Raw genomic sequence first — 25,228 nt, 5'->3', positions numbered from 1 at the left:
CAATATGTGCGAGCGGACATGAAGCTCTTTGAATGCCAGAATTGTAAAAACCCGGTGCATTTCGACAACCGGGCATGCGTGAGCTGCGGATATCGCCTCGGCTTCCTTCCGGACCGTTGCATCATGAGTGCTGTGGAGCCGGCCGGCGCCGCCTTCAAGGCGCTGGCTGAACCCTCCCGGCCTTACGTGTTCTGCACCAATGCGGAGCATGACGTGTGCAACTGGCTGGTGCCGGAAGGCGGCAATGCGTTCTGCCAGGCCTGCCGGCACAACCGCACCGTGCCCGACCTGACCGAGCCGCAGAATCTTGGCCTGTGGCAGAAGGTGGAACTGGCTAAGCGCCATGTCTTCTATTCCATCATGCGCTGGCAGTTGCCGGTGTACGACCGGATCGAGGACCCGGAGCACGGCCTCGCCTTCGACTTTCTCGCCGACAGCCAGACGGTCGGGGGAGACCATGTGCTGACCGGGCACGACGAGGGCCTCATCACGCTGAACATCGCCGAGGCGGATGATGCTGAGCGCGAGAAGCGCCGCACCGCCATGGGCGAGCCCTACCGAACGCTCATCGGCCATTTCCGGCACGAACTCGGGCATTATTTCTGGGATCTGCTGGTCGATGGCGACGGCGGGCCCCTGGAGCGTTGCCGCGAGGTGTTCGGCGACGAGCGCGCCGATTACAATGAGGCGCTCCAGAAGCATTACCAGAACGGCCCTCCGGTCGACTGGCAATCCTCCTTCATCTCGTCCTATGCGACCGCCCACCCCTGGGAGGATTTCGCCGAGACCTGGGCGCATTATTTCCATATGGCGGACGCGATGGAGACCGCCGCCTCCTTCGGCATCCGCGTGCAGCCGCGCATGCATTCCCTGGCCCACCTCCAGGTCGAACTCAACTTCGACCCCTATCAGGCGCGCGATGCGCAGGATCTGGTTGACGCCTGGGTGCCGCTCACCGTGGCGCTCAACAGCGTCAACCGCTCCATGGGACAGCCGGACCTCTACCCCTTCATCCTGTCCGAGCCGGTGGTGAGGAAGCTTCAGTTCGTCCACGAACTCATCGCCGCCGCGCCACAGCGGCAGAGCAGCCTCGCCGCCGCGTAGCGCCCGAGACCTCCGCAAACGAAGCCCTTCCCATTCCCATGGGGAGGGTTTCGCGTTTACGGGTCCCCTCATTTACGGTGTCAGACATGCCCCCGCCGCATTTGCACTGCAGCGAAGACGGCTTCCTTCGGCGCCTCGCAGCGATTACAAAGGTGGCCGTATTTCAGGAGCTGCCTGTTGAACTGGATCTCCAACGTTGTCCGCCCCAAGATCCGCGACTTCCTCGCCCGCCGCGAGGTCCCGGAAAATTTGTGGGTCAAGTGCCCCGAGACCGGGCAGATGGTCTTCCACAAGGATCTGGAAGCCAATCTCTACGTCATTCCCGGCTCCGGCTATCACATGCGCATGGATGCCGCCTCGCGCCTGAAGATCACCTTCGATGACGCCGCCTATGAAGAGGTGGCGCTGCCGGACGTGACCACCGACCCGCTGAAGTTCCGCGACGAGCGCCGCTATGCCGACCGCCTGAAGGATGCCCGCACCAAGACCGGCATGACGGACGCCGTGAAGGTCGCCACCGGCCTGCTGGAGGGCCTGCCCGTGACGATCGCGGTGCAGGATTTTAACTTCATGGGCGGTTCGCTCGGCATGGCCGCAGGCGAGGCCGTTGTGACCGGCCTCCAGACCGCCGCCGCCAAGGGCACACCCTTCATCATCTTCGTCGCTTCAGGAGGCGCGCGCATGCAGGAGGGCATCCTCTCCCTCATGCAGATGCCGCGCACCACGGTGGCGATCCAGGAACTGCGTGAGGCAAAGAAGCCTTACGTGGTGGTGATGACCAACCCGACCACGGGCGGCGTCACCGCCTCCTACGCCATGCTCGGGGATGTCCACATTGCCGAGCCCGGCGCGCTGATCGGCTTCGCCGGCCCGCGCGTCATCGAGCAGACCATCCGCGAGAAGCTGCCCGAGGGCTTCCAGCGGGCGGAATATCTGCGCGACCATGGCATGATCGACATGGTGATCCACCGCCACCAGATGCGCGAAACCCTTGGCCGCCTCTGCCGCCTGATGGTGAAGGCCCCGGCGGTTCCGCCCAAGGCCCTCCTCCCGCGTCCGACGGCGGCTTAGAAAGCATCTTCGACAGCATGGCGCGTCCCGCATCTTCCAGCGCCCCCGACGCGATCCTGGAGCGGCTTTCGGCGCTTCATCCCAAGCGCATCGACCTGTCGCTCGGCCGCGTGCATCGTTTGCTCGCGGCCCTTGGACATCCCGAGCGACGGTTGCCGCCGGTGGTGCATGTGGCCGGCACCAACGGCAAGGGTTCCACCATCGCCTTCATGCGCGCCACGCTGGAGGCGGCGGGCCGCCGGGTCCACGTCTATACCTCGCCTCATCTGGTGCGCTTCAACGAGCGCATTCGCCTCGCCGGCACGCTGGTGGACGATGCCGCGCTTTCGGATGCCCTCGACCGGGTCGGGGCGGCAAACGACGGCGCGCCGATCACTTTGTTCGAGATCACCACCGCCGCCGCCCTGCTGCTGTTTGCCGAGGTGCCGGCCGACGTGCTGCTGCTTGAGGTGGGGCTGGGAGGTCGGCTCGATGCCACCAATGTGGTCGAGACGCCGCTGGTCAGCGTGATAACGCCCGTCTCCGTCGACCATGTGGAATTCCTCGGCGCCACCGTGGCACTGATCGCCGCCGAGAAGGCCGGCATCATCAAGCGCCGCGTTCCGGTGGTGGTGGGCGAGCAGCCGTCCGAAGCCATGGCGGTGATCGAGCGCGCTGCAGCGCGCCATCTGGCGCCCCTGTTCGCGCGCGGCCAGCAATGGACCGTCCATGAGGAGGCCGGCCGCCTGGTTTATTCCGACGAGGACGGTCTTCTCGACCTGCCCCGTCCCCGCCTCATGGGCGCACATCAGCTCGGCAATGCCGGGCTTGCGGTCGCGGCGCTGCGGGCGGTGCCCAGCCTGCGGCTTCCCGGCGCATCGATCGAAGCCGGCATCCGGGCCGCCGAATGGCCCGCGCGCATGCAGCGCCTGCCGCCCGGACCACTGGCAGAGCGGGCGCCTCAGGGCGCGGAACTCTGGCTGGACGGCGGGCACAACGCCGCCGGCGGCGCCGTGGTGGCGAGTGCACTGGTGGAGCTTGAGGAGCGTTATCCCCGGCCGCTGGTGCTGATCATCGGCATGCTGGGCACCAAGGATGTCACCGGCTTCCTGGCATCCTTCGCGGGGCTGGCGGGCGAGGTGATCGCGGTGCCGATCCCCGGCGATCATGAAGCCTTGGCGAGCGCCGAAGTGGCCGCCGCCGCCGCCGCGCTCGGCATGTCCGCCTCCACCGCGCGCGATGTCGGCGCCGCACTGGATAGCCTGTCAGCATTCCCCACCGTGCCGGCACCGCGCGTGCTGATCTGCGGCTCGCTGTATCTGGCGGGCGCGGTCCTGGAAGCGAACGGCACGCTGCCGGTCTGAAAAGTTCGCGCTAAGCGCTCACTTGGCCAGCACCATCACGCCATCGAGGTGGCGTCGGCGCGGATCGCCTGTTTCTCGCGGCGGCGCTGGACCGAGGAGGCGATGTTCATGCTCTCGCGATACTTCGCCACCGTGCGGCGGGCGATATCGATGCCGTCGGTCTTCAGCTTCTGGACCAGCGTGTCGTCGGAGAGGATTTCATCGACATTCTCGGCGTCGATCAGACCCTTGATGCGGTGACGCACCGCCTCGGCGGAATGCGCCTCGCCGCCGCCTGAGGAGGCGATGGAGGAGGAGAAGAAGAACTTCAGTTCTAGCACGCCGCGCGGGGTGGAGATGTATTTGTTGGAGGTGACGCGCGAGACGGTGGATTCATGCATGCCGATGGCATCCGCCACGGTGCGCAGGTTGAGCGGCCGCAGATGGCGCACCCCATGGTCCAGGAACCCTTCCTGCTGACGCACGATCTCGCTCGCCACCTTCAGGATGGTGCGCGCCCGCTGGTCCAGCGAACGGGTGAGCCAGCTTGCGCTTTGCAGGCAATCGGCCAGGAAGCTCTTTTCCTTGGGCGACCGAACGGCCCGCACGACGGTGGCGTGATAGGTCTGGTTCACCAGCACGCGCGGCAAAGTCTCGGAGTTCAGCTCCACCAGCCAGGTGTTCTCCGGTCCGGGCCTCACGAACACGTCGGGCACCAGCGGATGCACCACGCCGCCGCTGAACACGAGGCCGGGCTTTGGGTCCAGCCGGCGGACCTCGGAGATCATCTCGGCGAGATCCTCCGCATCCACACCACAAACCCGGCGCAGCGCATTTCGGTCATGGCGCGCCAGCAGATCGAGATGGGCCAGCAGGGCCTGCATGGCGGGATCGCAGCGGTCGCGCTCGCGCAATTGGATCGCCAGGCATTCGGACAGCGTTCGCGCGCCGACACCGGTGGGCTCGAAGGTCTGGATGAGGCGCAGCACCTCCTCCACCTCCGCGACGCTGACCTGGAGCATGTCCGCCAGCACCGCGAGGTCGCCGGTGAAATACCCCGTCTCGTCGATCAGGCCGATCAGGTTGAGGCCGATGATGCGGCGCACCGGATCGGTCTCGGCCAGAGACAACTGGGCTTCCAGATGGTCCGCAAGGGTGGTCTGGGTGGCGAGGAAGGCTTCGGGATTGTAGTCCTCGCTCCGCTCGCCCCCGCCGCCCCAGTCACTGACGGTGCCGCCGCCCGGACCACCCGCGCCGGGCCGGTCGACAGGCACATCGTCGGGGAAAATGTTGCCGAGGTCGGTGTCGAGGCGGGCCTCCATGGACGCGCGGCTTGGTTCCGCATCCTCCACCAGCCAGTCGCCCTCGCGCACGGCTTCAGGCTCGGGCGTGGGAAGGATCTCAAGACTGTCCGGCGCGTCCGCGCTGCCTTCTTCCGCCGCGCGTTCCAGCAGCGGGTTGCGCTCCAGTTCCGCTTCGACGTACGCGACCAGTTCGAGATTTGAGAGCTGAAGCAGCTTGATGGCCTGCATCAGCTGCGGCGTCATCACCAGAGACTGGGTCTGGCGGAATTCCATGCGCGGGGCGAGCGACATCAGGCGGTGCCCCCCCGGTAGCGTGGACGGGTGGCCCTCATAGGCGGAACTCTTCGCCGAGGTAGAGCCGGCGAACGTCCGCGCTGTTGACGACGGAGTCGCGGTCGCCCTCCATCAGCACGGCGCCCGAATGGATGATGTAGGCGCGGTCGATCAGGCCAAGGGTCTCGCGGACATTGTGGTCGGTGATGAGAACCCCGATGCCGCGCGTGGTCAGATGGCGCACCAGCGCCTGGATGTCGCCCACCGCGATCGGGTCGATGCCGGCGAACGGCTCGTCCAGCAGCATGAAGGACGGCCGGCTTGCGAGGGCGCGGGCGATTTCCACGCGCCGCCGCTCGCCGCCCGACAGGGCTATGGACGGCGATTTACGCACATGGGTGATCTTGAACTCCTCCAGCAGCGCGTCGACCTCTTCGCGCCGCTTGCGGCGGTTCGGTTCGGTGACTTCCAGCACGGCGAGGATGTTGTCCTCCACCGACAGGCCACGGAAGATCGAGGCCTCCTGGGGGAGGTAGCCGATGCCGAGCCGAGCGCGCTGATACATGGGCATGGAGGTCACATCATGGCCCTCAAGCTCGATGCGGCCCGCGTCGGCCTTCACCAGGCCGGTGATCATGTAGAAGACGGTGGTCTTGCCGGCGCCATTGGGGCCGAGCAGGCCGACCGCCTCGCCGCGTCGCACATTGAGGCTGACGCCGCGCACCACCTTGCGCCCACCATAGCTCTTTGCGAGATCGTAGGCGGCCAGAGCCACTTCCGACTGGTCGACGCGCGGCTCGCGACCACCCAGATCCGGGTTCGCGACATCGCCGTCCTGCTCCGCATCCCAGGCGGGATCGACGGAAGCCGCTGCCGATGCGGGACGCGAGGATTTGGAGCCGAACATGGCTAGGACGTTCAACGCGACGCCTCCGGTCGGGATTTCCCGCAGGGGCGGACACCAATTCAGTCAGAACGCCTGAATCTTAGGCCGCCTCGAATGAGGCCGGACGCAAACCGCTCAGAACGTTTGGAGGCTGAAAGCTCCATCCGCGCGGGTTGCAGCCGGAAGGGCCTAGTTTTCCTCCCTGAAGGCAAGCTTTGCAACATGCAAAATTCAGGCCGCGGGGAAAAACGGCCGTGCCGCGACGATACGCCCGCTTATGGATGACAGCATCAACGCTTTGGCGCCGCCGGCTGATCGCCCGGTTTCACGCTGCCGGGCACGATCACGCTCTCGACCCGTCCACCCTCTATCCTCGACACTCCCGTGACAAGGTCAACGGTGAGTTTCTGGCCGCGGATCACATTCGGCCCCTGGGTCAGCACCACCGGCTTTCCGGTCATGACCACGGTGTTGCTTTTCATGTCGAACGTGCCGGTCTCCCCGGTCGCGGTCTGGTCCTTGGTCTGGACCACGACGCCGCCGCGCGCCTCCAGGCGCTTGATGGAGGACGAACTCTGCGGCTGGTTGTCGGTGGGCGTGGCGCTGCCTTCGTAGAACACCAGAAGCTCGGGGCTGCGCATGGTTGTGTCACCCTGCACCACCACCACATTGCCGGCGAACAGCGCGGTCTTGTCCTTGTCCCGCACCTCAAGCGAATTGGAATTGATGCGCACCGGCTGGTCGCGGTTCTTGGCGAAGCCTTGGAGCGCGTTCGGCACGCTCGGCGCCCCCGCCTGCTGCGCGACACTTGGCGCGGCGCCGGCCAGAAGGAAGACGCTGAACAGGGCAGCGGCGCGCCCGGCGGCGGCGAGGCGAGAGGTCATCGCATGGCTCCCTTGGTGGCCGGCGCGGATTGGGCGGGCGAGGATTGGTTCGGTGCAGGCTGGACGGACGGCGGCTGGCCTGAAGGCTGAGGTGCAGCCGATGGAGCCGGGGTGGTCTGCGCCGGGGCAGCGGCGGCGCCCTGCTTGTCGGAGAAATCGGCGCTGCGGAAATCCAACTGCACATTGCCCTCGAAGAGTACCCGGTTACCCCGATCGGAGACCATCATGCGGTCGGCCACCAGTTTGCCGTCGCGATAGGTGAGCAGAACCGGGTTGTCGGTGACCAGAGTTCCGGCCTTCGCATCCACTTCAGCATCCTTCAGGCGCCCGGCATACCCGCCATTGACGGTGAGGTAAACGCCGTTCACCAGCCGGATGATCTGGCTCTTGGTATCGACCGAACCGGTCGCCGACTTCACGTTGGCCCAGCCCTTGTTGGCCAGCTCGATCTGGGCGTCGATATCCGTCAGGTCCAGCACATCGGTCTTGGCCAGATCCTGGGATGCGGTCGCGGCGTTGACGCGATAGGCGCGCCCGTCGTCGGTGAAGCCGGAGAGCTTGGGCACTTCCATGGTGAGCCGCGTGCCGGAGAGATGCAGCCCGCCGATCTCGAACGGCAATTCCAGCTTCAAGCCCATCTGATGCAGCAGAGGCACGATCACCATCGCCGCGAACGCCCCGACAAGCATCACGGGCAACAGGCGCTTCACCAGCCGCACGCGTCCGCTATGCCTGTGGGCACGGACGAAATTGGGCGCCTCGCGCGCACTGAAGATCGCGGAAGCATCGCGCCGTTCAGTGTCGGTGGAAGATACGGGTTGGCTCATTCTTCCCCTAAGGCGCGCGACATCCCGCGCCCTTCAAGATGGGCCGGAGGGATGTCCCGCGCAAGTCGCGCGGTGGGAATCAGGAATGGGCGAAAATATCCTCTTCCGCCCAGCCGGAGAGATCCAGCATCGCGCGGGTGGGGAGGAAATCGAAGCAGGACCGCGCCAGCGCCGCGCGCCCGTCCCGCGCCAGCATGGCCTCCAGCTTGTCCTTGCAGGCATGCAGATAGAGGACATCCGAGGCGGCGTACTGGAGTTGGGCCTCGGTCAGGTCTTCGGCCGCCCAGTCCGAACTCTGCTGCTGCTTGGAGAGATCGACGCCGACCAGTTCCTTCACCAGATCCTTCAGGCCGTGCCGGTCGGTATAGGTGCGGGTCAGGCGGGAGGCGATCTTGGTGCAGAACACCGGCGCGACGGCGACGCCGAAGGTATGGCCGAGCACCGCCACGTCGAACCGCGCGAAATGGAACAGCTTCACCACATTGGGGTCCGCCAGCATGCGCACCAGGTTCGGCGCGCTCGCCGCCGAGGCGCCGCGCGGGACCTGGACCAGGTCGGCGGTACCATCGCCATTGGACAACTGCACCAGGCAGAGCCGGTCGCGATGCGGGTTCAGGCCGAGGGTCTCGGTGTCGATGGCGACGACCGATGCCGGACGGAAGCTGTCCGGCAGGTCGCCCTTATGCAGGCGGATGGTCATGGATGCGTCTTTGCGTTGAGCCGTGTCGGCTTGTAGCGAAGCGGGCATGGGCTGTCGATGGGCCCGGCGGCGAGCTTGCGCTTCTGGGCCGCGTTGCGGTGTGGCGGGTCGATCGGATATTGCGTCATCGGCTTTGGAGGTGACGATGCGTGGGTGCGTGAAACTCTTTGCTTTAGCGGTCGCGCTGCTCGGCCTGTCGATCCTTCCCGCGGCTGCGCAGCAGGTTCCCGCCGGCAGCTATCTCTCCTCCTGCCGCGACGTGCGCGAGGTTGCGGGCTGGCTAAAGGCGAGCTGCCAGGACCGCTCGGGCCGCTGGGTCGAGGCGAATACCGCGATCAGCTGGTGCGCGCCAGGAAACGACATTGCCAATGAAGACGGGCGGCTGGTGTGCAAGACCGCGCCCGCGCAGGGAGCCGCGCCGGCTTTCGGTAGCGAGCGTCCGCCCAACGGCTCCTATATGTCCTCATGCCGCGACATCCGCATGGTCGCGGGATGGCTGAAGGCGACCTGTCAGGACTCGCGCGGCCGCTGGGTGGATTCCAACACGGCAGCAAGCTGGTGCGGACCCGGCCGCGACATCGCCAATGTGGACGGGCGCCTCACCTGTCGATGAGCCATTGAGGGAGAAGGCCCGTTGGCGCGCTTCCTCGAGAAGCGCGATTAGTCCGTTCGGCCGTGGGCGCCCAGCGACCAGCCGCGCTGGTCGAGGTGATGCTCTGCCGCATAGGCCAGGGGCTTTTCCTCCAGTTCGGACTGAAGCGTATCGTTCCAACGGTTGAGAAATCCGAACAGGGAGATGACCGCAACGATCTCCACGATCTGCTCGGTGGAATAGTGCGCCTTCAGCGCCTCGAATGCGTCATCCTCGACCGCGTTCGGCACCATGGCCGCGCCCAGCGCGACCCGCAGCGCCGCGCGCTCGGCCTCGCAGAACAAGGGGCTGGTTTCGAACTCCCAAACAGCCTCGATCTTCTCGCGGTCGCCTTCCGCCAGCGGCAGGCCGTCGGCATTGGCGACAGCGTGGAGCATGCAATAGCGGCAGCCGGCGGCGCGGCTGGCGACATGCGCCACCAGCCATTTCAGCACCGCAGGCACCTGCCGCTCGACCCGCAGCGTCACATAGGCGAGATCGCAGAACGCGCGCAGGATGTCCGGAACATGCGCCATCATGCGCCAAGCGTTCGGCACCGTTCCTCCCTGGCGCTCGACCCGCGCGAACAGAGGTTCGAGATCGCCGAGTTGGTCGCGCGCAATCATTGGAAGCCGGCTCATGGCACGCCTTTCACGGTTCTGAGAACAGGATGCCGCGCGGACCCGCGCGGCGCGAGGCTCAGCGCTTCAGCGCCTTCACGTCGCGTACTGCGCCGCGCGACGCGGAGGTCGTCATCGCGGCGTAGGCCAGAAGCGCCTGGGACACCGCCCGCTTGCGGGGCGCGGGCTGCCAGGCGGCATCGCCCTTGGCTTCCATGGCCGCACGGCGATGCGCCATCACCTCTTCCGACACCTGAAGGTGGATGCGCCGGTTCGGGATGTCGATCTCGATGATGTCGCCTTCTTCCACCAGGCCGATCGCCCCACCCTCGGCCGCCTCGGGGGAGATGTGGCCGATGGACAGGCCCGACGAGCCGCCGGAGAAGCGCCCGTCGGTGATCAGCGCGCACTGCTTCCCCAGGCCCTTCGACTTCAGATAGGAGGTCGGATACAGCATTTCCTGCATGCCGGGCCCGCCGCGCGGTCCCTCATAGCGGATCAGCACGAGGTCGCCGGCCACCACCTTGCCTTTGGCGAGAATGGCTTCCACAGCCGCGTCCTGGCTCTCGAAGATGCGTGCCGGGCCGGTGAAGGTGAGGTTGGAGGCGTCCACCCCCGCGGTCTTCACGATGCAGCCCTCTTCCGCGATGTTGCCGTAAAGCACGGCGAGGCCGCCATCGGTGGAATAGGCGTGTTCGAGGTTGCGGATCACGCCCGTCTCGCGGTCGACATCGAGGTCGTCCCACCGGCGCGACTGGCTGAACGCCACCTGGGTCGGCACCCCGCCCGGCGCGGCGCGATAGAAGTTGTGCACCGTCTCGCTCTTGCTGCGCACCACGTCCCAGCGGTCCAGCGCATCGGACATGGTCGGGGCGTGGACGGTCGGCAGGTCATTATGGATCAGGCCGGCGCGGTCCAGTTCCCCGAGGATCGCCATGATGCCGCCGGCGCGGTGCACGTCTTCCATGTGGATGTTGGCGACGGCGGGCGCCACCTTGCACAGCACCGGCACCTTGCGGGACAGCCGGTCGATATCGGACATGGTGAAATCCACCTCGCCCTCGTTGGCGGCGGCCAGCAGATGCAGCACCGTGTTGGTGGAGCCGCCCATGGAAATGTCGAGGGTCATGGCGTTCTCGAACGCCTTGAACGACGCGATGTTGCGCGGCAGGACATTGGAGTCCTCCTGCTCGTAATAGCGGCGGGCAAGATCGACGATGAGATGTCCCGCCTCGACGAACAGGCGCTCGCGATCCGAATGGGTGGCGAGCACCGAGCCGTTGCCCGGCAGCGCGAGGCCGAGCGCCTCGGTGAGGCAGTTCATGGAATTGGCCGTGAACATGCCCGAGCATGAGCCGCAGGTGGGGCACGCGGAGCGTTCCATCACCTTCACGTCCTCGTCCGACACGCGGCTGTCGGCGGCGGCGACCATGGCGTCGATCAGGTCCACCGACTTGGTCTCGCCGTTGGAGAGAATGACCTTGCCGGCCTCCATGGGCCCGCCGGAGACGAACACCGCCGGGATGTTCAGCCGCATGGCGGCCATCAGCATGCCGGGGGTGATCTTGTCGCAATTGGAGATGCAGACCATGGCGTCCGCGCAATGGGCGTTGACCATGTATTCCACGCTGTCGGCAATGATCTCGCGCGACGGCAGGGAATAGAGCATTCCGTCGTGGCCCATGGCGATGCCGTCATCCACCGCGATGGTGTTGAACTCCTTGGCGACGCCGCCGGCCTTCTCGATCTCACGCGCCACGAGCTGGCCGAGATCCTTCAGGTGAACATGGCCCGGCACGAACTGGGTGAAGGAGTTCACCACCGCGATGATCGGCTTGCCGAAATCACCGTCCTTCATCCCCGTGGCGCGCCAAAGGCCACGGGCTCCGGCCATGTTGCGGCCGTGGGTGGAGGTGCGGGAACGATAGGCAGGCATGACTTCTCGACCTTTTACGTCTGTTGCAGGCCCAGCCTGCGCAATTATCTTCTGGCGCCTGTCTTAGAGCGAATTCAGACAAAGCGAAATCTTTTCAAGCGTAGGGCTGGCGGCGCGGCCATGCGCCGGGGGCATTGCCGGAGCAGCAAAAGGCTCCGGCAATGCCGTAACCCGCGCCGAGCGCGCGCGGCGTGGCGACGAGGAAAAGCGCAAGAGCGCCAATCCACATTGCATTCACGCAATCCTAATACCGTAGCGAAACCGATGAGCTTTCCTTAAATCAATCCTTAGAAGATTTCCCTTCGATTTGGAGGATTTGAAAATGACCACCAACGGCATCCACCACGTCACCGCGATTTCCGGCCCCGCCCGTCGCAATGTCGAATTCTATGTCGGCACCCTGGGGCTGCGCCTGGTGAAGAAGACGGTCAATTTCGACGATCCCGGCACCTACCACCTCTATTACGGAGACGAGGCCGGCCAGCCCGGTTCGATCATCACCTTCTTCCCCTGGGAGCATGTGGCGCCGGGCCGGCTCGGTGTCGGCGAGACCCAGGAAACCACGTTCCGCGTGCCGGAAGGCGCCATAGGCTACTGGACGCAGCGCTTCGTCGAGAAGGGCGTGCGGCACACGTCGCCGGTGCGCCGCTTCGGCGAGACGGTCCTCGCCTTCACCGATCCGGACGGCATGCGCCTTGCCTTGGTCGGAGTTCCCGGTGCGGAAGCGGAGCCCGCCTGGAGCGTCGCGGATATTCCGGCGGACTATGCCATCCGCGGCTTCCACGGCGTGAGCCTGCTGGTGAAGGATGCGGCACCCACGGGCGCGATCCTCACCGATGTGCTCGGCTATGCGGAGGCGGCACGCGAGGGCGCCTATGTGCGCTTCACCTCGAATGCCGCCATGGGCGGCGTGGTCGACCTCCGGGTTGCCGGCGATTTCCTGAAGGGCCGGGCCGGCGGGGGCAGCGTGCACCATGTGGCGTTCCGCGCGGCGGACGATGCCGCCGAAATGGAGATGGTGCGAAAGCTGGCGGAAAACCACGCCATCCACACCACCGAGCAGAAAGACCGCAACTATTTCCGCTCGGTCTATTTCCGCGAGCCCAACGGCGTCCTGTTCGAGATCGCGACCGACATCCCCGGCTTCGCCGTGGACGAGCCGGCCGACACCCTCGGCCAGTCGCTGAAGCTGCCGGCGGGGCTGGAAAGCAAGCGCGACGAGATCGAGCGCGTGCTTCCTGTGCTCGGTTGAGGCGACGCCCCAACCTACCTCCCTGGCACCGTCGCCATCGCTCGGTCGCCCCCTCTCCCGCCTGCGGGGGAGGGCTGTGGAGGGGGCTGGGAGCCTTAAGAAAAAAGCCCTGCACTCAACCACTTCGCACCATTTCCCCCTCCCTACCCCTCCCCCGCAAGCGGGAGAGGGAACAACACATCATCGGGAGGGAGCACTCCACGCATTTCGCGCGCCTCGCAGCGCGCACGGAGACCCATCATGACCACGCTCACCGCATCCAGCTTCGTCCATCGCTATGAACCCGCCACGGTTCAGGGCCGCGCGCCGCTTCTGCTGCTGCACGGCACCGGCGGAGACGAGAACGATCTCCTGCCGCTCGGCCGCATGCTCTCGCCGGGCGCGGCGCTGATCTCGCCGCGCGGGCAGGTGCTCGAACACGGCATGCCGCGCTTCTTCCGCCGCCTCGCGGAAGGCGTGTTCGACGCCGAGGACGTGCGCCGCCGCGCCGACGAACTGGCGGACTTCATCGCCGCCACGCGCGAGACATGCGGCGGCCCCGCGCCGATCGCGGTCGGCTTCTCAAACGGCGCCAACATTGCCGCCGCCATCCTGTATCGCCGGCCCGAGGTCTTGGCGGGGGCGGTCCTGCTGCGTGCCATGGTGCCGCTGGAGGAGGCGCCCGCCCATGATCTTGCCGGCAAGCCGGTGCTGATCCTCTCCGGCAATGCCGACCCCATCATACCCCCGGCAAATGCGGAGCGCCTCGCGGCGCGGCTTCAGGAAGCGGGCGCCGAGGTGGAACACCGCACGCTACGGGCCGGCCACGGGCTCACCGAAAACGACGTCGCGCTGGCGAAGGCGTGGCTGACGGCTCGATAAAATGAACCTCGCGGTCACGTTAAGCGTCTTTGTCGCGTGGCCGCAGCGTTCGCGGCATAGTCTGAGACCCACCGGCGCGCGGCGATCCCCGCGCCGTTGGGTCCGGGTTTCAAGAAAAGGAATATCTCATGACCACTTTCGGCTCTGCGGTCTGGTCCGGCGGCATCAAGGACGGCAAGGGTGCCATCTCCACCAAGAGCGGCGCGCTCGATGCCTATCCCTACGGCTTCGCCAGCCGCTTCGAGGGCAGGCCCGGCACCAATCCCGAGGAACTGATCGGCGCCGCCCACGCCGGCTGCTTCACCATGGCGCTCTCGCTGATCCTCGGCGAAGCCGGCTTCACCGCCGAGCACATGGACACCAAGGCCGACGTCACCCTGGTGAAGCAGGCGGATGGTTTCGCCATCACCGCCGTCGCCCTGACGCTGCGCGCCAAAATCCCCGGCGTGGACGATGCCGCGTTCCAGGAACTCGCGGGCAAGGCCAAGGCCGGCTGCCCGGTCTCCAAGCTCCTGAAGGCCGAGATCACGCTCGACGCCGCACTGGTCTGACGCGCGCCGGACGCGCCCGCTCCGGCGGGCGTTTCCGCCGCTGCGGCATGCGCGATTTCGGCACTCACGCGGAACCGGTCGCGGGCAGCGCGGTTGTTTACCTGAGAGGCCACTCTGGGCCGCTTTGGAAAGGACACGTTCCCATGGGCAGCACCGCTGATAAGATCAAGGGCACCGCGAACGAGGCCGTTGGCAATGCCAAGCAGGGTATCGGCAAGGCGGTCGGCAACGATCGGCTCGAAGTCGAGGGCAAGGTTCAGGAACTGAAGGGCAAGGGCCAGAAGGCCGTTGGCGAGGCCAAGGATGCGGTGAAGGACACCGTCAACCGCAACCTCTGAGCGAAGCCCGCTCGATAGAAAAAGCCGCCCTCCGGGGCGGCTTTTTTGTATGTCGATCGATCAGAAGCCGGCGGGCAGCGGCTGCTTCAGCCAGCGCTCTGCCATGCCCGGCAGCGTGCCGTCGGCCTTGAGCTGGGCGATGGCGGCATTGACCTTTTCGAGCAACGGCCCCTCCCCCTTCAGCACCGCCGCACGTACCGGTGAATTCAGCAGCAGCAGTTTCTGCTCCGGCATCCGCGTCGGCTTTTGCGAGACGATGTTGGCGGCGACGATATTCCCGAGCGCCACCAGTTGAGTCTGGCCCGAGAGGAAGGCGGAAATGGTGGTGCCATTGTCCTCATAGCGCTTGATGTCGGTGCCCTCCGGCGCGGTCTTGGTGAGGATCATTTCCTCGAACGAACCGCGCGTCGTGCCGATGGTCTTTCCCTTCAGGTCCTCGATGGAGGCGACCTTGATGTCGGCGGGTCCGAAGACACCGATGAAATAGGGCGCATAGGGCGCGGAGAAGTCCACCACCTTGGCGCGCTCGGGATTGGCGCCGATGTTCAGCAGCACGTCCGCCTTGCGGCTCTGGATATAGGGAATTTTGTTTGCACTCGTCACCGGCACCAGCTCCGCCTTCACACCCAGGCTCTTGGCGAGGAGTCCGGCGACCTCGATGTCGTAGCCTTCCGGCTTCATGTCGGCGCGCATTGAGCCGAACGGGGGATAGTCCAGCACCACCGCCACCTTGAGGACGCCTGAGGATTTCACCTCGTCGAGCACGTCGGCGGCGGCCGGTTGCGCCAGGAGGGTGGCCACGAACGCGAGAGGAAGCGCGTGGCGGAAAAGCTGAGCGAGGGAAAGCTGAGATACAGTCATGGCGATCTCCTGGAGCTTAGGCTGCGATATCGCGCGCGGGGATTGAAGCGAGGAATTGCGAGAGGGCGGCATTGAAGGCGTCTGGCGTATCGGCCATGGGCGTGTGGCCGCTCTCCTCGAGCACCGCGAGCCGCGCGCCGGCGATGCCGTCTTTCAGCATCAGGGCATGTTCCATGGTCCGCCCGGTATCGTAGGGCCCGAACATCACCAGCGTCGGCACACGGATTTCGCCCAGGCGCGCCTTCACGTCTGCCTCGATGAGCGAGATCTGGGCGTCGATCATGGCCTGGAGCGGCGCCGTCTGCGCCAGTTCCACATACCGCTCGAAGAAGGGTCCCTGCGGCCAGCGAAACCAGCTTTCGCTCATGGCGCGCAGCGCCCCCGGCCGGTGTCCCTCGGTCTCCAGCTTCGCGAGCAGCGGCCTGGCAACCTTGTTGTTCGCCATGGTCGCACCGCTACAGACCAGCACGAGCCCGCCCACCGCTTCCGGATAATCCAGCGCAGAAATCTGGCTCACCACCCCGCCCATAGAATGGCCGGCGACCACCGGCCGGTCGAGCCCCAGTGCCGCGACGAAGCCGGCGAGGCGCTTGGCGAAGGCGGCGACATTGTAGCCCTCGGGCGGCGCCTCGGAGTGGATGAAATTGTCGATAGCATAGGCCGACCACTCGGCCGGCAGCGCCTCCATGGCATTGGACCAGAGCTGCGATGAACTGCCGAAGCCGCCGTGCAGAAACACGATGGTGCGTGGCCCTCCCGCGCGATGGGCATAGTGCACGCGCCGTCCGTCGATGGTCACAAAAGGCATGTCGTGGTCTCCGTCCAGAACCAAGGCTAGGAGACCGCTCGGCCTGCATCGACAGCTAATTTAGATGCTATTCTCCTTTAAGAAACACGCGTCTCATTTTTGAGATAGGCTGCTGCCTCCTTAGGCAATCGGATGCTCTCGTAATGACCGAATTGGCCGAAGTGGGCCGGCGCCTGCGCCATCATCGCGCGGTGTCGGGCCTCACCGTCGAGGAGGCGGCGCGCAGCGCCCGCCTCTCCCGCGCGCTGCTCTATCGCTACGAGGGCGGCGGGATCGTGAAGCTCGACGTGCTGGATCGTCTGGCGCGGCTCTACGGCACGTCGCTGAGCGCGCTGCTGGGCCTGGGTCAGGAGTATCTGCCCCGCGCGGTGGATTTCTTTGAGCGCCTTCAGGTGCTCGAAGAGGATGCCGACCACATCACGACAGTGTTCGGCCCGCTCGCCTATGTGCTCTCCAGCGCCGCCTATGACGAGGCGCTGTTCCTGGCCATCTCCCGCGCCGACGAGGTGGATTCCCTCACACCGCCGGAGAACCGCCGCCTGCGGGATGCGTTGCGCAAGCGCAAGATCGCGCAGGGGCGCCGGCAGGGCGGCTTCGTCAATGTCGTGCCCTTGTCGGAAGTGGCGGTCTATCTTGCCTCCGGCCTCGACGCGGCCCCGGATGCCCGCCCGCGCACCGCCGGACCGCGACAGGTGGCGGCACGCGAGATCGAACACCTGTGCCGCTTGATCGAAAAGCCGCCCATGGGGGTCCAGATCGCCGTCACCGCCCGCTCCCTGCCGACCTCCGGGTTCCAGATCCTGCGGCGCGGCGGGCAGAAGCTGGTTGTGACGAGCCCGTTCCGCCTCGGAGCGCCGCTGAACCTGCGCTATGGGGTTGCCGTCATCAGTTCCGATGCGCAGGCCCTTCAGATGTACGAGACACTCGCCGCGCGCCTGTGGGAGGGCGCGCTGACCGGCAGTGCGGCGGTTGCGGCGATGGAAACCCTGATCGCGCAGGCGAAGAAGGGGTGACTGCGCCGCGTTGGGCGATCAGGCGGTGCGGGTGACGCCGCGCACGGCTTCAGAAAGGCTGCGCACCAGGCTCACCACATCCGAGCAGGTGCGCGCGGTCGCAGCGCCGGTCTCGTCGAGAGACACCCGCACCGTCTCCACCAGCGCGGAGCCCACCACCACCGCATCCGCCCCGGCGGCGATTTCCGCTGCCTGCGCCGGCGTCTTCACGCCGAAGCCCACCGCCACCGGCAGCGAGGTGTGGGTCTTGATGCGCTTGACCGCCGCCGCGACGAGGTCGGCATCGGGGGTCGCCGAGCCGGTGATGCCGGTGATCGAGACGTAATAGACAAAGCCCGCCGTGTGCTTCAGCACCGCCGGCAGGCGCGCATCGTCGGTGGTGGGCGTGGCGAGGCGGATGAAATCGAGCCCGGCAGCCAACGCCGGCAGGCACAATTCGTCGTCCTCTTCCGGCGGCAGGTCGACGACGATCAGTCCATCAACGCCGACGGACTTGGCGTTCGCCAGGAAACGCTCGACGCCATAGACATAGATCGGGTTGAAATAGCCCATCAGCACGATCGGCGTGGCATCGTCCCCGGTGCGGAAGTCGCGCACCAATTGCAGCGTCTTCTCCAGCGTCTGCCCGGCCTTGAGCGCGCGCAGGCCGGCCGCCTGGATGGCAGGACCATCCGCCATGGGGTCGGTGAACGGCACCCCCAGCTCAATCACATCCGCCCCGGCGCCCGGCAAGGATTTCAGGATGGCGAGCGAGGTCGCCCCGTCCGGATCCCCGGCGGTGATGAAGGTCACAAGACCCGGCCGCCCAGCGGCGGCAAGATCTGCAAAACGGGTGGTGATGCGAGTGGTCATGGAGGCCGTGTAATCTATTTGCGTTTGAATGGGAAAGGCCGGCGAAGCGGCGCAAGGCGATAGAAGCTACACGGACAAAAGCACAAGCCCTGCGCAGCCGCCAGACCTCGGCCGAAGCTGTGCTGTGGCGCGCGTTGCGCGGACGACGGCTTTTGGGATGGAAATTCCGCCGCCAATACCCGGTCGGCCCTTATGTCGTGGACTTCATCTGCCTTGCCGGATCGCTCGTGGTCGAAGTGGACGGCGTGACGCACTCCGAGGTGGAGGATGTACGGCGAGATCAGGTACGTACCCGTTTCCTTGAGCAAAAACGCCTCAGGATCATGCGTATCTCGAACCAGGACATCTACGACAATCTGGAGGGTGTCCTTGAACTGATCCGCCTCGAACTTGAGCTTCCGGGTCGCTAGCACAACCTGTTCCCTCTCCCCACGGGGGAGAGGGCTAGGGTGGGGGGGACTACCCTCTCAAGTCCTGAAACGCTGGAGCCCCCTCACCCGGCTGCTTCGCAGCCGACCTCTCCCCCTCGGGGAGAGGTGGAAAAGGCTTAAGTCATCAGCTGGCGGGGGTGGTGATGGCGCAGGTGGCCTTGTTGGCGGTGGTGGCGCCAATGAGGCGCACCTGGTCCTGTCCGGTGATGCCGGGGAAGGACGAGAACAGCGTGGTATAGGACGAGCCCAGAGCCGTCTTGCCGGCGAAGAACTGGCAGGTCACCACGATCTGGCTCAAGGTCAGCGTCCCGGTGTTTGCGACCTGCACGCTCACGAATGCCCCTGCGGGATCGGTGACGACCTTGCCGAAAGTCAGCTTCAGCCCGGCGGGGTCGGCGAAAGCCGGGGCAATCGCCCCGATGCAGCCCGCCCCGAGCAGGAGCGCGCCTGCCACCCGATATTTCATGCCATCCCCCCAAGATGCTCGGCCACGGTAAAGATGTCCTTGTCGCCACGGCCCGAGAGATTGACCACCATGATGTGGTCCTTCGGCTTCTCGGGGGCGATCTCCATCACCTTACCGATGGCGTGGGCGCATTCCAGTGCCGGAATGATGCCTTCGAGCTTGGAGAGGAGCTGGAAGCCCTCCAGAGCCTCGTTGTCGGTGCAGGGGATGTAGGTCACCCGGCCAACATCGTGCAGATAGGAATGCTCGGGGCCGATGCCGGGATAATCGAGCCCGGCGGAAATCGAGTGGGCCTCGGCGATCTGTCCGTCGCCGTCCATGAGCAAATAGGTGCGATTGCCATGGAGCACGCCCGGCCGACCGCCGGTGATGGAGGCGGCATGCTGGCCGGTCGACACGCCGTGGCCGGCAGCTTCGACGCCGAAGATCTCGACGCCCTCGTCATCCAGGAATTCGTGGAACAGGCCCAGGGCGTTCGAGCCGCCGCCAACCGCCGCGATCAGGCTGTCGGGCCCCCTGCCCTCGGCCTCGAACAGTTGCGCGCGGGTTTCCTTGCCGATGATCGACTGGAAGTCGCGGACCATCGCGGGATAGGGATGCGGCCCCGCCACCGTGCCGATGCAATAGAAGGTGTCGTGCACGTTTGTCACCCAGTCGCGCAGCGCCTCGTTCATGGCGTCCTTGAGGGTGCGGGAGCCGGAGGTGACGGGCACCACGGTGGCGCCGAGCATGTTCATGCGGAACACGTTGGGCTTCTGCCGCTCCACGTCAACCGCGCCCATATAGACCACGCACTTCAGGCCGAACCGCGCGCACAGCGTCGCGGTGGCGACGCCATGCTGGCCCGCCCCGGTCTCGGCGATGATCCGCTCCTTGCCCATGCGACGGGCGAGCAGGATCTGGCCGAGAACATTGTTCACCTTGTGCGAGCCGGTGTGGTTCAGCTCCTCTCGCTTCAGATAGATCTTGGCGCCGCCCAGGTGCTCGGTCAGCCGCTCGGCGAAATAGAGCGGCGAGGGCCTGCCGACATAATGGGTGAGGAAATAATCCATCTCGGCCTTGAAGGCCGGATCGATCTTCGCGGCCTCGTAGGCATCCTCCAGCCGCAGGATCAGCGGCATCAGCGTCTCGGCGACGAAGCGCCCGCCGTGGTTGCCGAAATGGCCGCCTTCGTCAGGTCCGTTGCGGAAGGAGTTCAACACAGTCACGAAGCGTGGCCTTCCAAGATGGAGGTGGGGCTTTGAGGCGTCTGGGATAGGGCCGCCCGCGCCGCGCGGACGAAGCCGAAAATCTTCTCGGGCGATTTCACTCCGGGCGCACTTTCCACCCCGGATGAAACATCGACCCCCCCGACATTCACGCTGGCAAGCGCCTGCGCGACGTTCGAGGGATCGAGCCCACCGGAAAGCATGACCGGCAGACCCGGGTCAAGGCCGTGCAGCAGGTTCCAGTCGAACACCCGTCCGTTTCCACCCGGCAGCAGCGCGCCGGGATCGGGCTTGGCGTCGAACAACAGGCGGTCGGCCACGGCGGCGAACGCCGGGACATCCGCGAGATCCGAGGCCGTGCGCACCGGCAGCGCCTTCATGACAGGCACGCCGAACATTGCGCGGATGGCGGCCACCCGCTCGGGGCTTTCGCTGCCGTGAAGTTGCAGGAGATCGGGCGAGACCGCATCCACCAGAGCGCGCAGCTGCGCATCGTCGGCATCGACCGTAAGGATGACCTTGCCGGCGCGGCCGCCCACCATCGAAGCAAGCGCGCCCATCGCCGGTATGGAGAGATGGCGCGGGCTTTTGGGGAAATGCACGAAGCCGACGAAATCCGCGCCCGCCTCCAGCGCCGCTTCGAGCGCTTCGGGTGTGTTCACACCGCAGATCTTGACGTCGAGGCCCATGGCGTTCCGATAGCGTTCCCGGCAATGCCGCTTTCCGACGCTTATATAGGATATCGTCGGCGCGCGCGCATGTGGGACACGTTGGCGCCGGAGGCGCCCGTCTTCAGGTTTCGACGCGGGTAAACTGGCCTGCCTTACGGAATCGCCAAAGATAGCTCGGCAGCACGCTTGCCAGCGACGCGGGGGAGATGCCGAGCCCCTCGAGGGTCCGGCCCTCGGCGATGGCGGTCGCGCTCACCACCGTGTCGACGCGCAGCATGGCGACCTGGTCGCGGGTCAAGAGCGGCTTAGGCAGCTTCTCCAAAAAGCGCGCCTCGAAATCGGCGAGGCCGAACGGCAGGTCCACGAGCGGCCGCTTGCGGCCGATCTCGCGCAGCATCAGCTCCATCAATTCCTTGAAGGTCCGCACCTCGGGACCACCCAGTTCATAGGTGGCCGCCGCCTTCGCCTTGCCCTCGACCGCGCGCTGCACGGCAGCCGCCACATCGCCCACGAACACCGGCTGGAAGCGGGTGTGCCCGCCGCCGATCAGCGGCAGCGCCGGCAGGAAGCGGGAGAGACCGGCGAACCGGTTGAAGAACTGATCTTCCGGCCCGAACACCACCGAGGGGCGCATGATAATGGCGGAAGGCACCGCCTCACGCGCCGCGATCTCGCCTTCGCCCTTGGTTCTGAGATAGCCGACCGCGGAGTCCGGGTCCGCGCCAATGGCGGAAATATGCACCAGCGCGGCGTTCACTTCGGCTGCGGCGATGGAGATCGCCTTGGCGCCGAAAGCGTGCACGGCATCGAAGCTCTGGCGTCCGCCGGGCGCGAGAATGCCGACGAGGTTCACCACCGCATCAGAATCGACAACCGCCGCCATCACCGAATCGGGATAGCGCACATTCGCCTGGGTAACCTGAATCTGCCCGACATAGCCGAGCGGCTGAAGAAATCCGGCGAGATCCGGGCGGCGCACGGGCACGCGAATCCGGTAGCCGCGCTTGGCGAGCGCGCGCACCACGTAGCGGCCGAGGAACCCCGAGCCGCCGAAGACGGTGACAAGGCTGTCAGTCACGGGCCGTTCGGCCACTGAAACTTCGCTCATGCCTACTCCCTCGGGTTCTTGGGCACGCGGCCTTCCGAGCGCGCGTCACCTTATATAAACAGTGAATGCACATAAGCGAGCCCGCCGCCCTGCGTCCAGGGAACACGGCGTCGCAAGCCCTACCCGCGCCCGGAGCATACACCGAGAGCGCCAGGACTGTTGACGCGGCGAGCGCCGCCGCCTATAAGCCCCCCACTTCGCTGGCGGCTCCGCTTGCCGGCACATATAGCCATTCACTGCTGCGCAGCCTACCGATCCGGGACAGTTCGCGCGCGACATACAGATAGAGGACGGCCGATGGCCAATACGCCTTCCGCCAAAAAGGCGGCGCGGAAAATCGAGCGTCGCACCGAGGTCAACCGGTCGCGCCGTTCGCGTGTGCGCACCTACCTTCGCAAGTTCGATGATGCCGTCTCCACGGGCGACGCCGCTGCCGCCGCTGCCGCGTTCAAGGCTTTCGAGCCGGAGATCATGCGTGCCGTGACCAAGGGCGTGCTTCACAAGAACACGGCGTCCCGCAAGGTGTCGCGCCTTGTGAGCCAGCTCCGCAAGCTGAGCGCCTGAGCAAAGCTTTAGAGCATTCAGTTTAAGTCAAGCAAAGGGTCCGGCTCGCGCCGGGCCCTTTCTTGCGTTTTGGTGCCGTGTTCCGGGATAATTCCGCCGGCGGCCGGGGGGCCAGGGGGAGCGCGCCAGGGGGACCACGGCGGGAACGACCCCGCCCTCCCCTCCTCTCGACAACATGCCCCTACGGCACCTGCCTCAACCCCGCGCGCGCCTTCCAGCGCAGAGGCGACCGGCCTTGAACGGCCGCGCGACAGCAAATGTGGCACTTTTGCAACAGCCTTTGGCGTTCAGCGCCGGCGATTCCCCAAATGGGGGCCTGACGCCTTCCAATACCGCCGTCAAGGGACTGAACCCGGCTGAGGCGTGGGACGCAGGGGAAAACAGGCATTTCCGCCGAGCAGGAAAAACCGAGGCCCTGGAAAGGGTTATGGGCCAAGGGCAAAATCGCCAAAATACGATGCAGGTTATTTGGTATTAAATTACCCCAGGACAAAAATCCTAAGGGTGCCATACATCCTCAGGGAACCCTTGAATCTCATTGTCCCTTCAGAGGTTTGCCGGCTGATGTAAAACCTGTGTGGAATGTGCGGGACGGCGCCCTTGCCCCCGCAATTCTGAGCGCCGGGGAAAGGCGTTGCGCGGCCCTCACCGCCTGTGTATGTTCAATCTCACTTCGGGGGTTGCCCCCGACTTCATCAACAGATTGAAGGTTTCACGACTCTTCGTGGGCAGGGGAGGGTGTATGATATGCGTAATTTTTTCATATTCCCTCTGTATTGTACCGCCTCCTCAGGCGCGCTCTGCTCTAAGTCTGCTGATCCAGTTCTGTCCTTGAACTTGTAAGCGTTCGGGATATCGCGTTTCAAACCACAATAATCTTTCAAAGAATGATCCGTCGGACGAAATGTTCGCGGTAGATGGGGCGGCTATGACTTCAAGCATCGGCGCAGAATGCGGCGCTTTCGTTTGCACCCCGCCCCCTACTTCTGGCGAGGACGCAGGCTCGGAAAGCGGAGACGAGCGAGCACGCGCCGCCTTATAGGGCGCCGGCAACAGTCCCCCCTTCGACCATTCGATCTTTCTGCCACTGGACGCGCGCCTCGCGGCGCCGACGTTCGTGCTTTTCCAACTGGGAGCCGCTACGCGCGGTCGACATCTCATGCTGAAACCCGAAGCCGTGGACGTCGCGAAGTTCGGACCCGCCATCGCTGGCGCGACCGCGACTGACATCGGTGCGCAGCAGTGGGAGCGCGTGCGGGCACGCCTTCGGGAGGAAATCGGCGAGGAATCCTATTCATCCTGGTTTGCCCGGCTGGAACTCGACAAGCTGGGGCCGGACGGCGTCCACCTGTCCGTGCCGACCCGCTTCCTGAAGTCCTGGATTCAAGGCCATTACGCCGAGCGCCTCACCGATCTGTGGCGCGAAGAGACCGGCAAGCCCTGCAAGGTGGATGTGGCCGTGCGATCCGCAGCGATCCGCAGCCAGCCGCTCAAAGCCCGCGAGCCGCGCGCCGTGGTGGTCGAGCAGCCGGTGGAGCCGCGCCCCGCCCCGGTCGGTCCCTCGGGTGCCTCCGCCGACGTTGGCGCCGGCTCGCCGCTCGACCCGCGCCTGACGTTTGAAACCTATGTGGTGGGCAAGTCCAACACCCTGGCGCACGCCGCAGCGCGTCAGGTGGCGGACGCCGCCGCCGGCACCGGGCCGATTTTCAATCCGCTTTATCTTCATGCGGCGGTCGGCCTCGGCAAGACCCATCTGCTCCAGGCCGCGGCGTGGGCCGGGGCGGCCCGTGGACGCCGCGTGGTCTATCTCACCGCCGAACGCTTCATGTACGGCTTCGTCGCGGCCCTTAAGAGCCATGCGGCGATCGCCTTCAAGGATGCCCTGCGCAGCATCGACACGCTGCTGATCGACGACCTGCAATTCCTGACCGGCAAGAACATGCAGCAGGAATTCTGCCACACGCTCAATGCCCTGATGGATGCCGGGCGCCAGGTGATGGTGGCCGCCGACCGGCCGCCCTCCGAGCTGGACGCGCTGGACGACCGGGTGCGCTCGCGCCTCGCCGGCGGCCTCGTGGTGGAGCTGTTCCCGCTTGAAGAGGAACTGCGCCTCCAGATCCTGAAGGCCCGCTCGCAGACCCTCGCCGAACAGCATCGCGGCTTCTCCGTGCCGCCCCCGGTGCTGGAATTGATCGCGCGCAATATCGGCCAGAGCGGGCGCGACCTCGACGGCGCGCTGAATAAGCTGCTGGCCTTCAACAAGCTCACCGGGGAACCGGTGACGCTGGAAATGGCCGAGAACGCGATCCGCGACCTGGTTCGCCCCTGCGACCCCAAGCGGGTGCGCGTGGACGACATCCTCCGCGTGGTGGCCAAGCAATTTAATGTGTCGCGCGCCGACCTTCTGTCCCAGCGCCGCACCGCGAATGTGGTGAAGCCGCGCCAGATCGCCATGTATCTCGCCAAGATCCTGACCCTGCGCTCCCTGCCGGAGATCGGCCGGCGTTTTGGCGGGCGCGACCACACCACCGTGCTTCACGCGGTGCGCAAGATCGACGGGCTGATCGCCACCGACCGCGCCCTCGCGGACGAGATCGAAGCCCTGAAGCGCCTCATCAACGAGTAGGGATCGGCCCGCCGCCATCTCCCACGGGGAAAACACCGTCAGGCGCACTTGCTTTGCGCC

27 protein-coding genes are annotated in these 25,228 nt (G+C 65.9%); 13 read left to right on the top strand and 14 right to left on the bottom strand.

All coding sequences use genetic code 11. The features are described 5' to 3' along the window. Nucleotides 1–18: 18 nt before the first annotated feature. From ADADO0_RS12650 to ADADO0_RS12640, 3 genes are all read left to right on the top strand, one after another. Complete coding sequence (locus tag ADADO0_RS12650; RefSeq protein WP_511305517.1) at nucleotides 19–1,104, top strand: zinc-binding metallopeptidase family protein; 1,086 nt, start codon at nucleotides 19–21, stop codon at nucleotides 1,102–1,104. A 177-nt stretch (nucleotides 1,105–1,281) separates the two neighbouring features. After that, nucleotides 1,282–2,175, top strand: coding sequence for an acetyl-CoA carboxylase, carboxyltransferase subunit beta (accD, locus tag ADADO0_RS12645; RefSeq protein WP_511305516.1), 894 nt, complete (start codon nucleotides 1,282–1,284; stop codon nucleotides 2,173–2,175). Between the two features lie 17 nt (nucleotides 2,176–2,192). Then, nucleotides 2,193–3,518, top strand: coding sequence for a bifunctional folylpolyglutamate synthase/dihydrofolate synthase (locus ADADO0_RS12640; protein WP_511305515.1), 1,326 nt, complete (start codon nucleotides 2,193–2,195; stop codon nucleotides 3,516–3,518). A gap of 35 nt (nucleotides 3,519–3,553) precedes the next feature. On the opposite strand, the gene rpoN is transcribed toward ADADO0_RS12640, so the two are convergent. The 5 genes from rpoN to ADADO0_RS12615 all read right to left on the bottom strand — a co-directional run bounded on the left by rpoN (nucleotide 3,554) and on the right by ADADO0_RS12615 (nucleotide 8,371). Beyond that, nucleotides 3,554–5,092 carry an RNA polymerase factor sigma-54 gene (rpoN, locus tag ADADO0_RS12635; protein ID WP_511305514.1) on the bottom strand — a complete coding sequence of 513 codons (1,539 nt, stop codon included), beginning with the start codon at nucleotides 5,090–5,092 and terminating at the stop codon, nucleotides 3,554–3,556. Between the two features lie 37 nt (nucleotides 5,093–5,129). After that, on the bottom strand, nucleotides 5,130–5,996 hold the full coding sequence (gene lptB, locus ADADO0_RS12630) for an LPS export ABC transporter ATP-binding protein (protein ID WP_511305513.1): 867 nt from the start codon (nucleotides 5,994–5,996) through the stop codon (nucleotides 5,130–5,132). Between the two features lie 254 nt (nucleotides 5,997–6,250). After that, nucleotides 6,251–6,844 carry an LptA/OstA family protein gene (locus ADADO0_RS12625; RefSeq protein ID WP_511305512.1) on the bottom strand — a complete coding sequence of 198 codons (594 nt, stop codon included), beginning with the start codon at nucleotides 6,842–6,844 and terminating at the stop codon, nucleotides 6,251–6,253. Beyond that, nucleotides 6,841–7,671 carry a hypothetical protein gene (locus ADADO0_RS12620; RefSeq protein ID WP_511305511.1) on the bottom strand — a complete coding sequence of 277 codons (831 nt, stop codon included), beginning with the start codon at nucleotides 7,669–7,671 and terminating at the stop codon, nucleotides 6,841–6,843. The genes ADADO0_RS12625 and ADADO0_RS12620 overlap by 4 nt, the downstream gene beginning before the upstream one ends. A 79-nt stretch (nucleotides 7,672–7,750) precedes the next feature. Then, nucleotides 7,751–8,371: a ribonuclease D gene (locus ADADO0_RS12615; RefSeq protein ID WP_511305510.1), complete on the bottom strand. Its 621-nt coding sequence runs from the start codon at nucleotides 8,369–8,371 to the stop codon at nucleotides 7,751–7,753. A 157-nt stretch (nucleotides 8,372–8,528) separates the two neighbouring features. Between ADADO0_RS12615 and ADADO0_RS12610 the strand changes: the two genes are divergently transcribed. Then, nucleotides 8,529–8,984, top strand: a complete 456-nt coding sequence (locus tag ADADO0_RS12610) for a CVNH domain-containing protein (protein ID WP_511305509.1) — start codon at nucleotides 8,529–8,531, stop codon at nucleotides 8,982–8,984. 47 nt (nucleotides 8,985–9,031) lie between these two features. On the opposite strand, the gene ADADO0_RS12605 is transcribed toward ADADO0_RS12610, so the two are convergent. Further along, nucleotides 9,032–9,643, bottom strand: a complete 612-nt coding sequence (locus ADADO0_RS12605; protein ID WP_511305508.1) for a carboxymuconolactone decarboxylase family protein — start codon at nucleotides 9,641–9,643, stop codon at nucleotides 9,032–9,034. A gap of 58 nt (nucleotides 9,644–9,701) precedes the next feature. Continuing rightward, complete coding sequence (ilvD, locus tag ADADO0_RS12600; protein ID WP_511305507.1) at nucleotides 9,702–11,558, bottom strand: dihydroxy-acid dehydratase; 1,857 nt, start codon at nucleotides 11,556–11,558, stop codon at nucleotides 9,702–9,704. Nucleotides 11,559–11,880: 322 nt separating this feature from the next. On the opposite strand from ilvD, the gene ADADO0_RS12595 reads away from it, so the two are divergent. The 4 genes from ADADO0_RS12595 (at nucleotide 11,881) to ADADO0_RS12580 (ending at nucleotide 14,560) form a co-directional block, all read left to right on the top strand. After that, nucleotides 11,881–12,810, top strand: coding sequence for a ring-cleaving dioxygenase (locus ADADO0_RS12595; RefSeq protein WP_511305506.1), 930 nt, complete (start codon nucleotides 11,881–11,883; stop codon nucleotides 12,808–12,810). Nucleotides 12,811–13,050: 240 nt separating this feature from the next. Next, nucleotides 13,051–13,671, top strand: coding sequence for an alpha/beta hydrolase (locus tag ADADO0_RS12590; protein ID WP_511305505.1), 621 nt, complete (start codon nucleotides 13,051–13,053; stop codon nucleotides 13,669–13,671). A gap of 128 nt (nucleotides 13,672–13,799) precedes the next feature. Then, nucleotides 13,800–14,222 carry an OsmC family protein gene (locus ADADO0_RS12585; RefSeq protein WP_511305504.1) on the top strand — a complete coding sequence of 141 codons (423 nt, stop codon included), beginning with the start codon at nucleotides 13,800–13,802 and terminating at the stop codon, nucleotides 14,220–14,222. A gap of 143 nt (nucleotides 14,223–14,365) precedes the next feature. Further along, nucleotides 14,366–14,560 carry a CsbD family protein gene (locus tag ADADO0_RS12580; protein ID WP_511305503.1) on the top strand — a complete coding sequence of 65 codons (195 nt, stop codon included), beginning with the start codon at nucleotides 14,366–14,368 and terminating at the stop codon, nucleotides 14,558–14,560. 60 nt (nucleotides 14,561–14,620) lie between these two features. Here the strand turns inward: ADADO0_RS12580 and ADADO0_RS12575 are convergent, their stop codons facing one another. Both ADADO0_RS12575 and ADADO0_RS12570 read right to left on the bottom strand, forming a co-directional pair. Continuing rightward, nucleotides 14,621–15,421, bottom strand: coding sequence for a transporter substrate-binding domain-containing protein (locus tag ADADO0_RS12575; protein WP_511305502.1), 801 nt, complete (start codon nucleotides 15,419–15,421; stop codon nucleotides 14,621–14,623). Nucleotides 15,422–15,437: 16 nt separating this feature from the next. Next, entirely contained in the window at nucleotides 15,438–16,229 is a 792-nt protein-coding gene (locus ADADO0_RS12570) for an alpha/beta fold hydrolase (protein WP_511305501.1), read from the bottom strand. Between the two features lie 143 nt (nucleotides 16,230–16,372). Between ADADO0_RS12570 and ADADO0_RS12565 the strand changes: the two genes are divergently transcribed. Then, complete coding sequence (locus ADADO0_RS12565; protein ID WP_511305500.1) at nucleotides 16,373–17,242, top strand: helix-turn-helix domain-containing protein; 870 nt, start codon at nucleotides 16,373–16,375, stop codon at nucleotides 17,240–17,242. Nucleotides 17,243–17,260: 18 nt separating this feature from the next. On the opposite strand, the gene trpA is transcribed toward ADADO0_RS12565, so the two are convergent. Next, a complete protein-coding gene (gene trpA / locus ADADO0_RS12560) occupies nucleotides 17,261–18,094 on the bottom strand; it encodes a tryptophan synthase subunit alpha (protein WP_511305499.1) in 834 nt (277 codons plus the stop codon). A gap of 59 nt (nucleotides 18,095–18,153) precedes the next feature. On the opposite strand from trpA, the gene ADADO0_RS12555 reads away from it, so the two are divergent. Continuing rightward, on the top strand, nucleotides 18,154–18,504 hold the full coding sequence (locus ADADO0_RS12555) for an endonuclease domain-containing protein (protein WP_511305903.1): 351 nt from the start codon (nucleotides 18,154–18,156) through the stop codon (nucleotides 18,502–18,504). Between the two features lie 145 nt (nucleotides 18,505–18,649). Here the strand turns inward: ADADO0_RS12555 and ADADO0_RS12550 are convergent, their stop codons facing one another. The 4 genes from ADADO0_RS12550 to ADADO0_RS12535 form a co-directional block, all read right to left on the bottom strand. Further along, complete coding sequence (locus ADADO0_RS12550; protein ID WP_511305498.1) at nucleotides 18,650–18,991, bottom strand: hypothetical protein; 342 nt, start codon at nucleotides 18,989–18,991, stop codon at nucleotides 18,650–18,652. After that, nucleotides 18,988–20,199, bottom strand: coding sequence for a tryptophan synthase subunit beta (trpB, locus tag ADADO0_RS12545; protein WP_511305497.1), 1,212 nt, complete (start codon nucleotides 20,197–20,199; stop codon nucleotides 18,988–18,990). Before trpB ends, ADADO0_RS12550 begins: the two co-directional genes overlap by 4 nt. Beyond that, complete coding sequence (locus tag ADADO0_RS12540; RefSeq protein ID WP_511305496.1) at nucleotides 20,196–20,888, bottom strand: phosphoribosylanthranilate isomerase; 693 nt, start codon at nucleotides 20,886–20,888, stop codon at nucleotides 20,196–20,198. The genes trpB and ADADO0_RS12540 overlap by 4 nt, the downstream gene beginning before the upstream one ends. 103 nt (nucleotides 20,889–20,991) lie before the next feature. Then, entirely contained in the window at nucleotides 20,992–21,978 is a 987-nt protein-coding gene (locus ADADO0_RS12535; protein WP_511305495.1) for a complex I NDUFA9 subunit family protein, read from the bottom strand. A 297-nt stretch (nucleotides 21,979–22,275) separates the two neighbouring features. On the opposite strand from ADADO0_RS12535, the gene rpsT reads away from it, so the two are divergent. The 3 genes from rpsT (at nucleotide 22,276) to dnaA (ending at nucleotide 25,168) form a co-directional block, all read left to right on the top strand. Next, on the top strand, nucleotides 22,276–22,542 hold the full coding sequence (rpsT, locus tag ADADO0_RS12530; RefSeq protein ID WP_511305494.1) for a 30S ribosomal protein S20: 267 nt from the start codon (nucleotides 22,276–22,278) through the stop codon (nucleotides 22,540–22,542). Between the two features lie 235 nt (nucleotides 22,543–22,777). Then, a complete protein-coding gene (locus ADADO0_RS12525) occupies nucleotides 22,778–23,020 on the top strand; it encodes a hypothetical protein (protein WP_511305493.1) in 243 nt (80 codons plus the stop codon). 681 nt (nucleotides 23,021–23,701) lie between these two features. Further along, complete coding sequence (gene dnaA / locus ADADO0_RS12520) at nucleotides 23,702–25,168, top strand: chromosomal replication initiator protein DnaA (RefSeq protein ID WP_511305492.1); 1,467 nt, start codon at nucleotides 23,702–23,704, stop codon at nucleotides 25,166–25,168. The last annotated feature ends 60 nt before the right edge of the window (nucleotides 25,169–25,228 follow it).

The organism is Aquabacter sp. (assembly GCF_965279295.1).
Classification (GTDB): Bacteria; Pseudomonadota; Alphaproteobacteria; order Rhizobiales; family Xanthobacteraceae; genus Aquabacter.
This window is presented reverse-complemented; position numbering and strand designations above follow the sequence as displayed.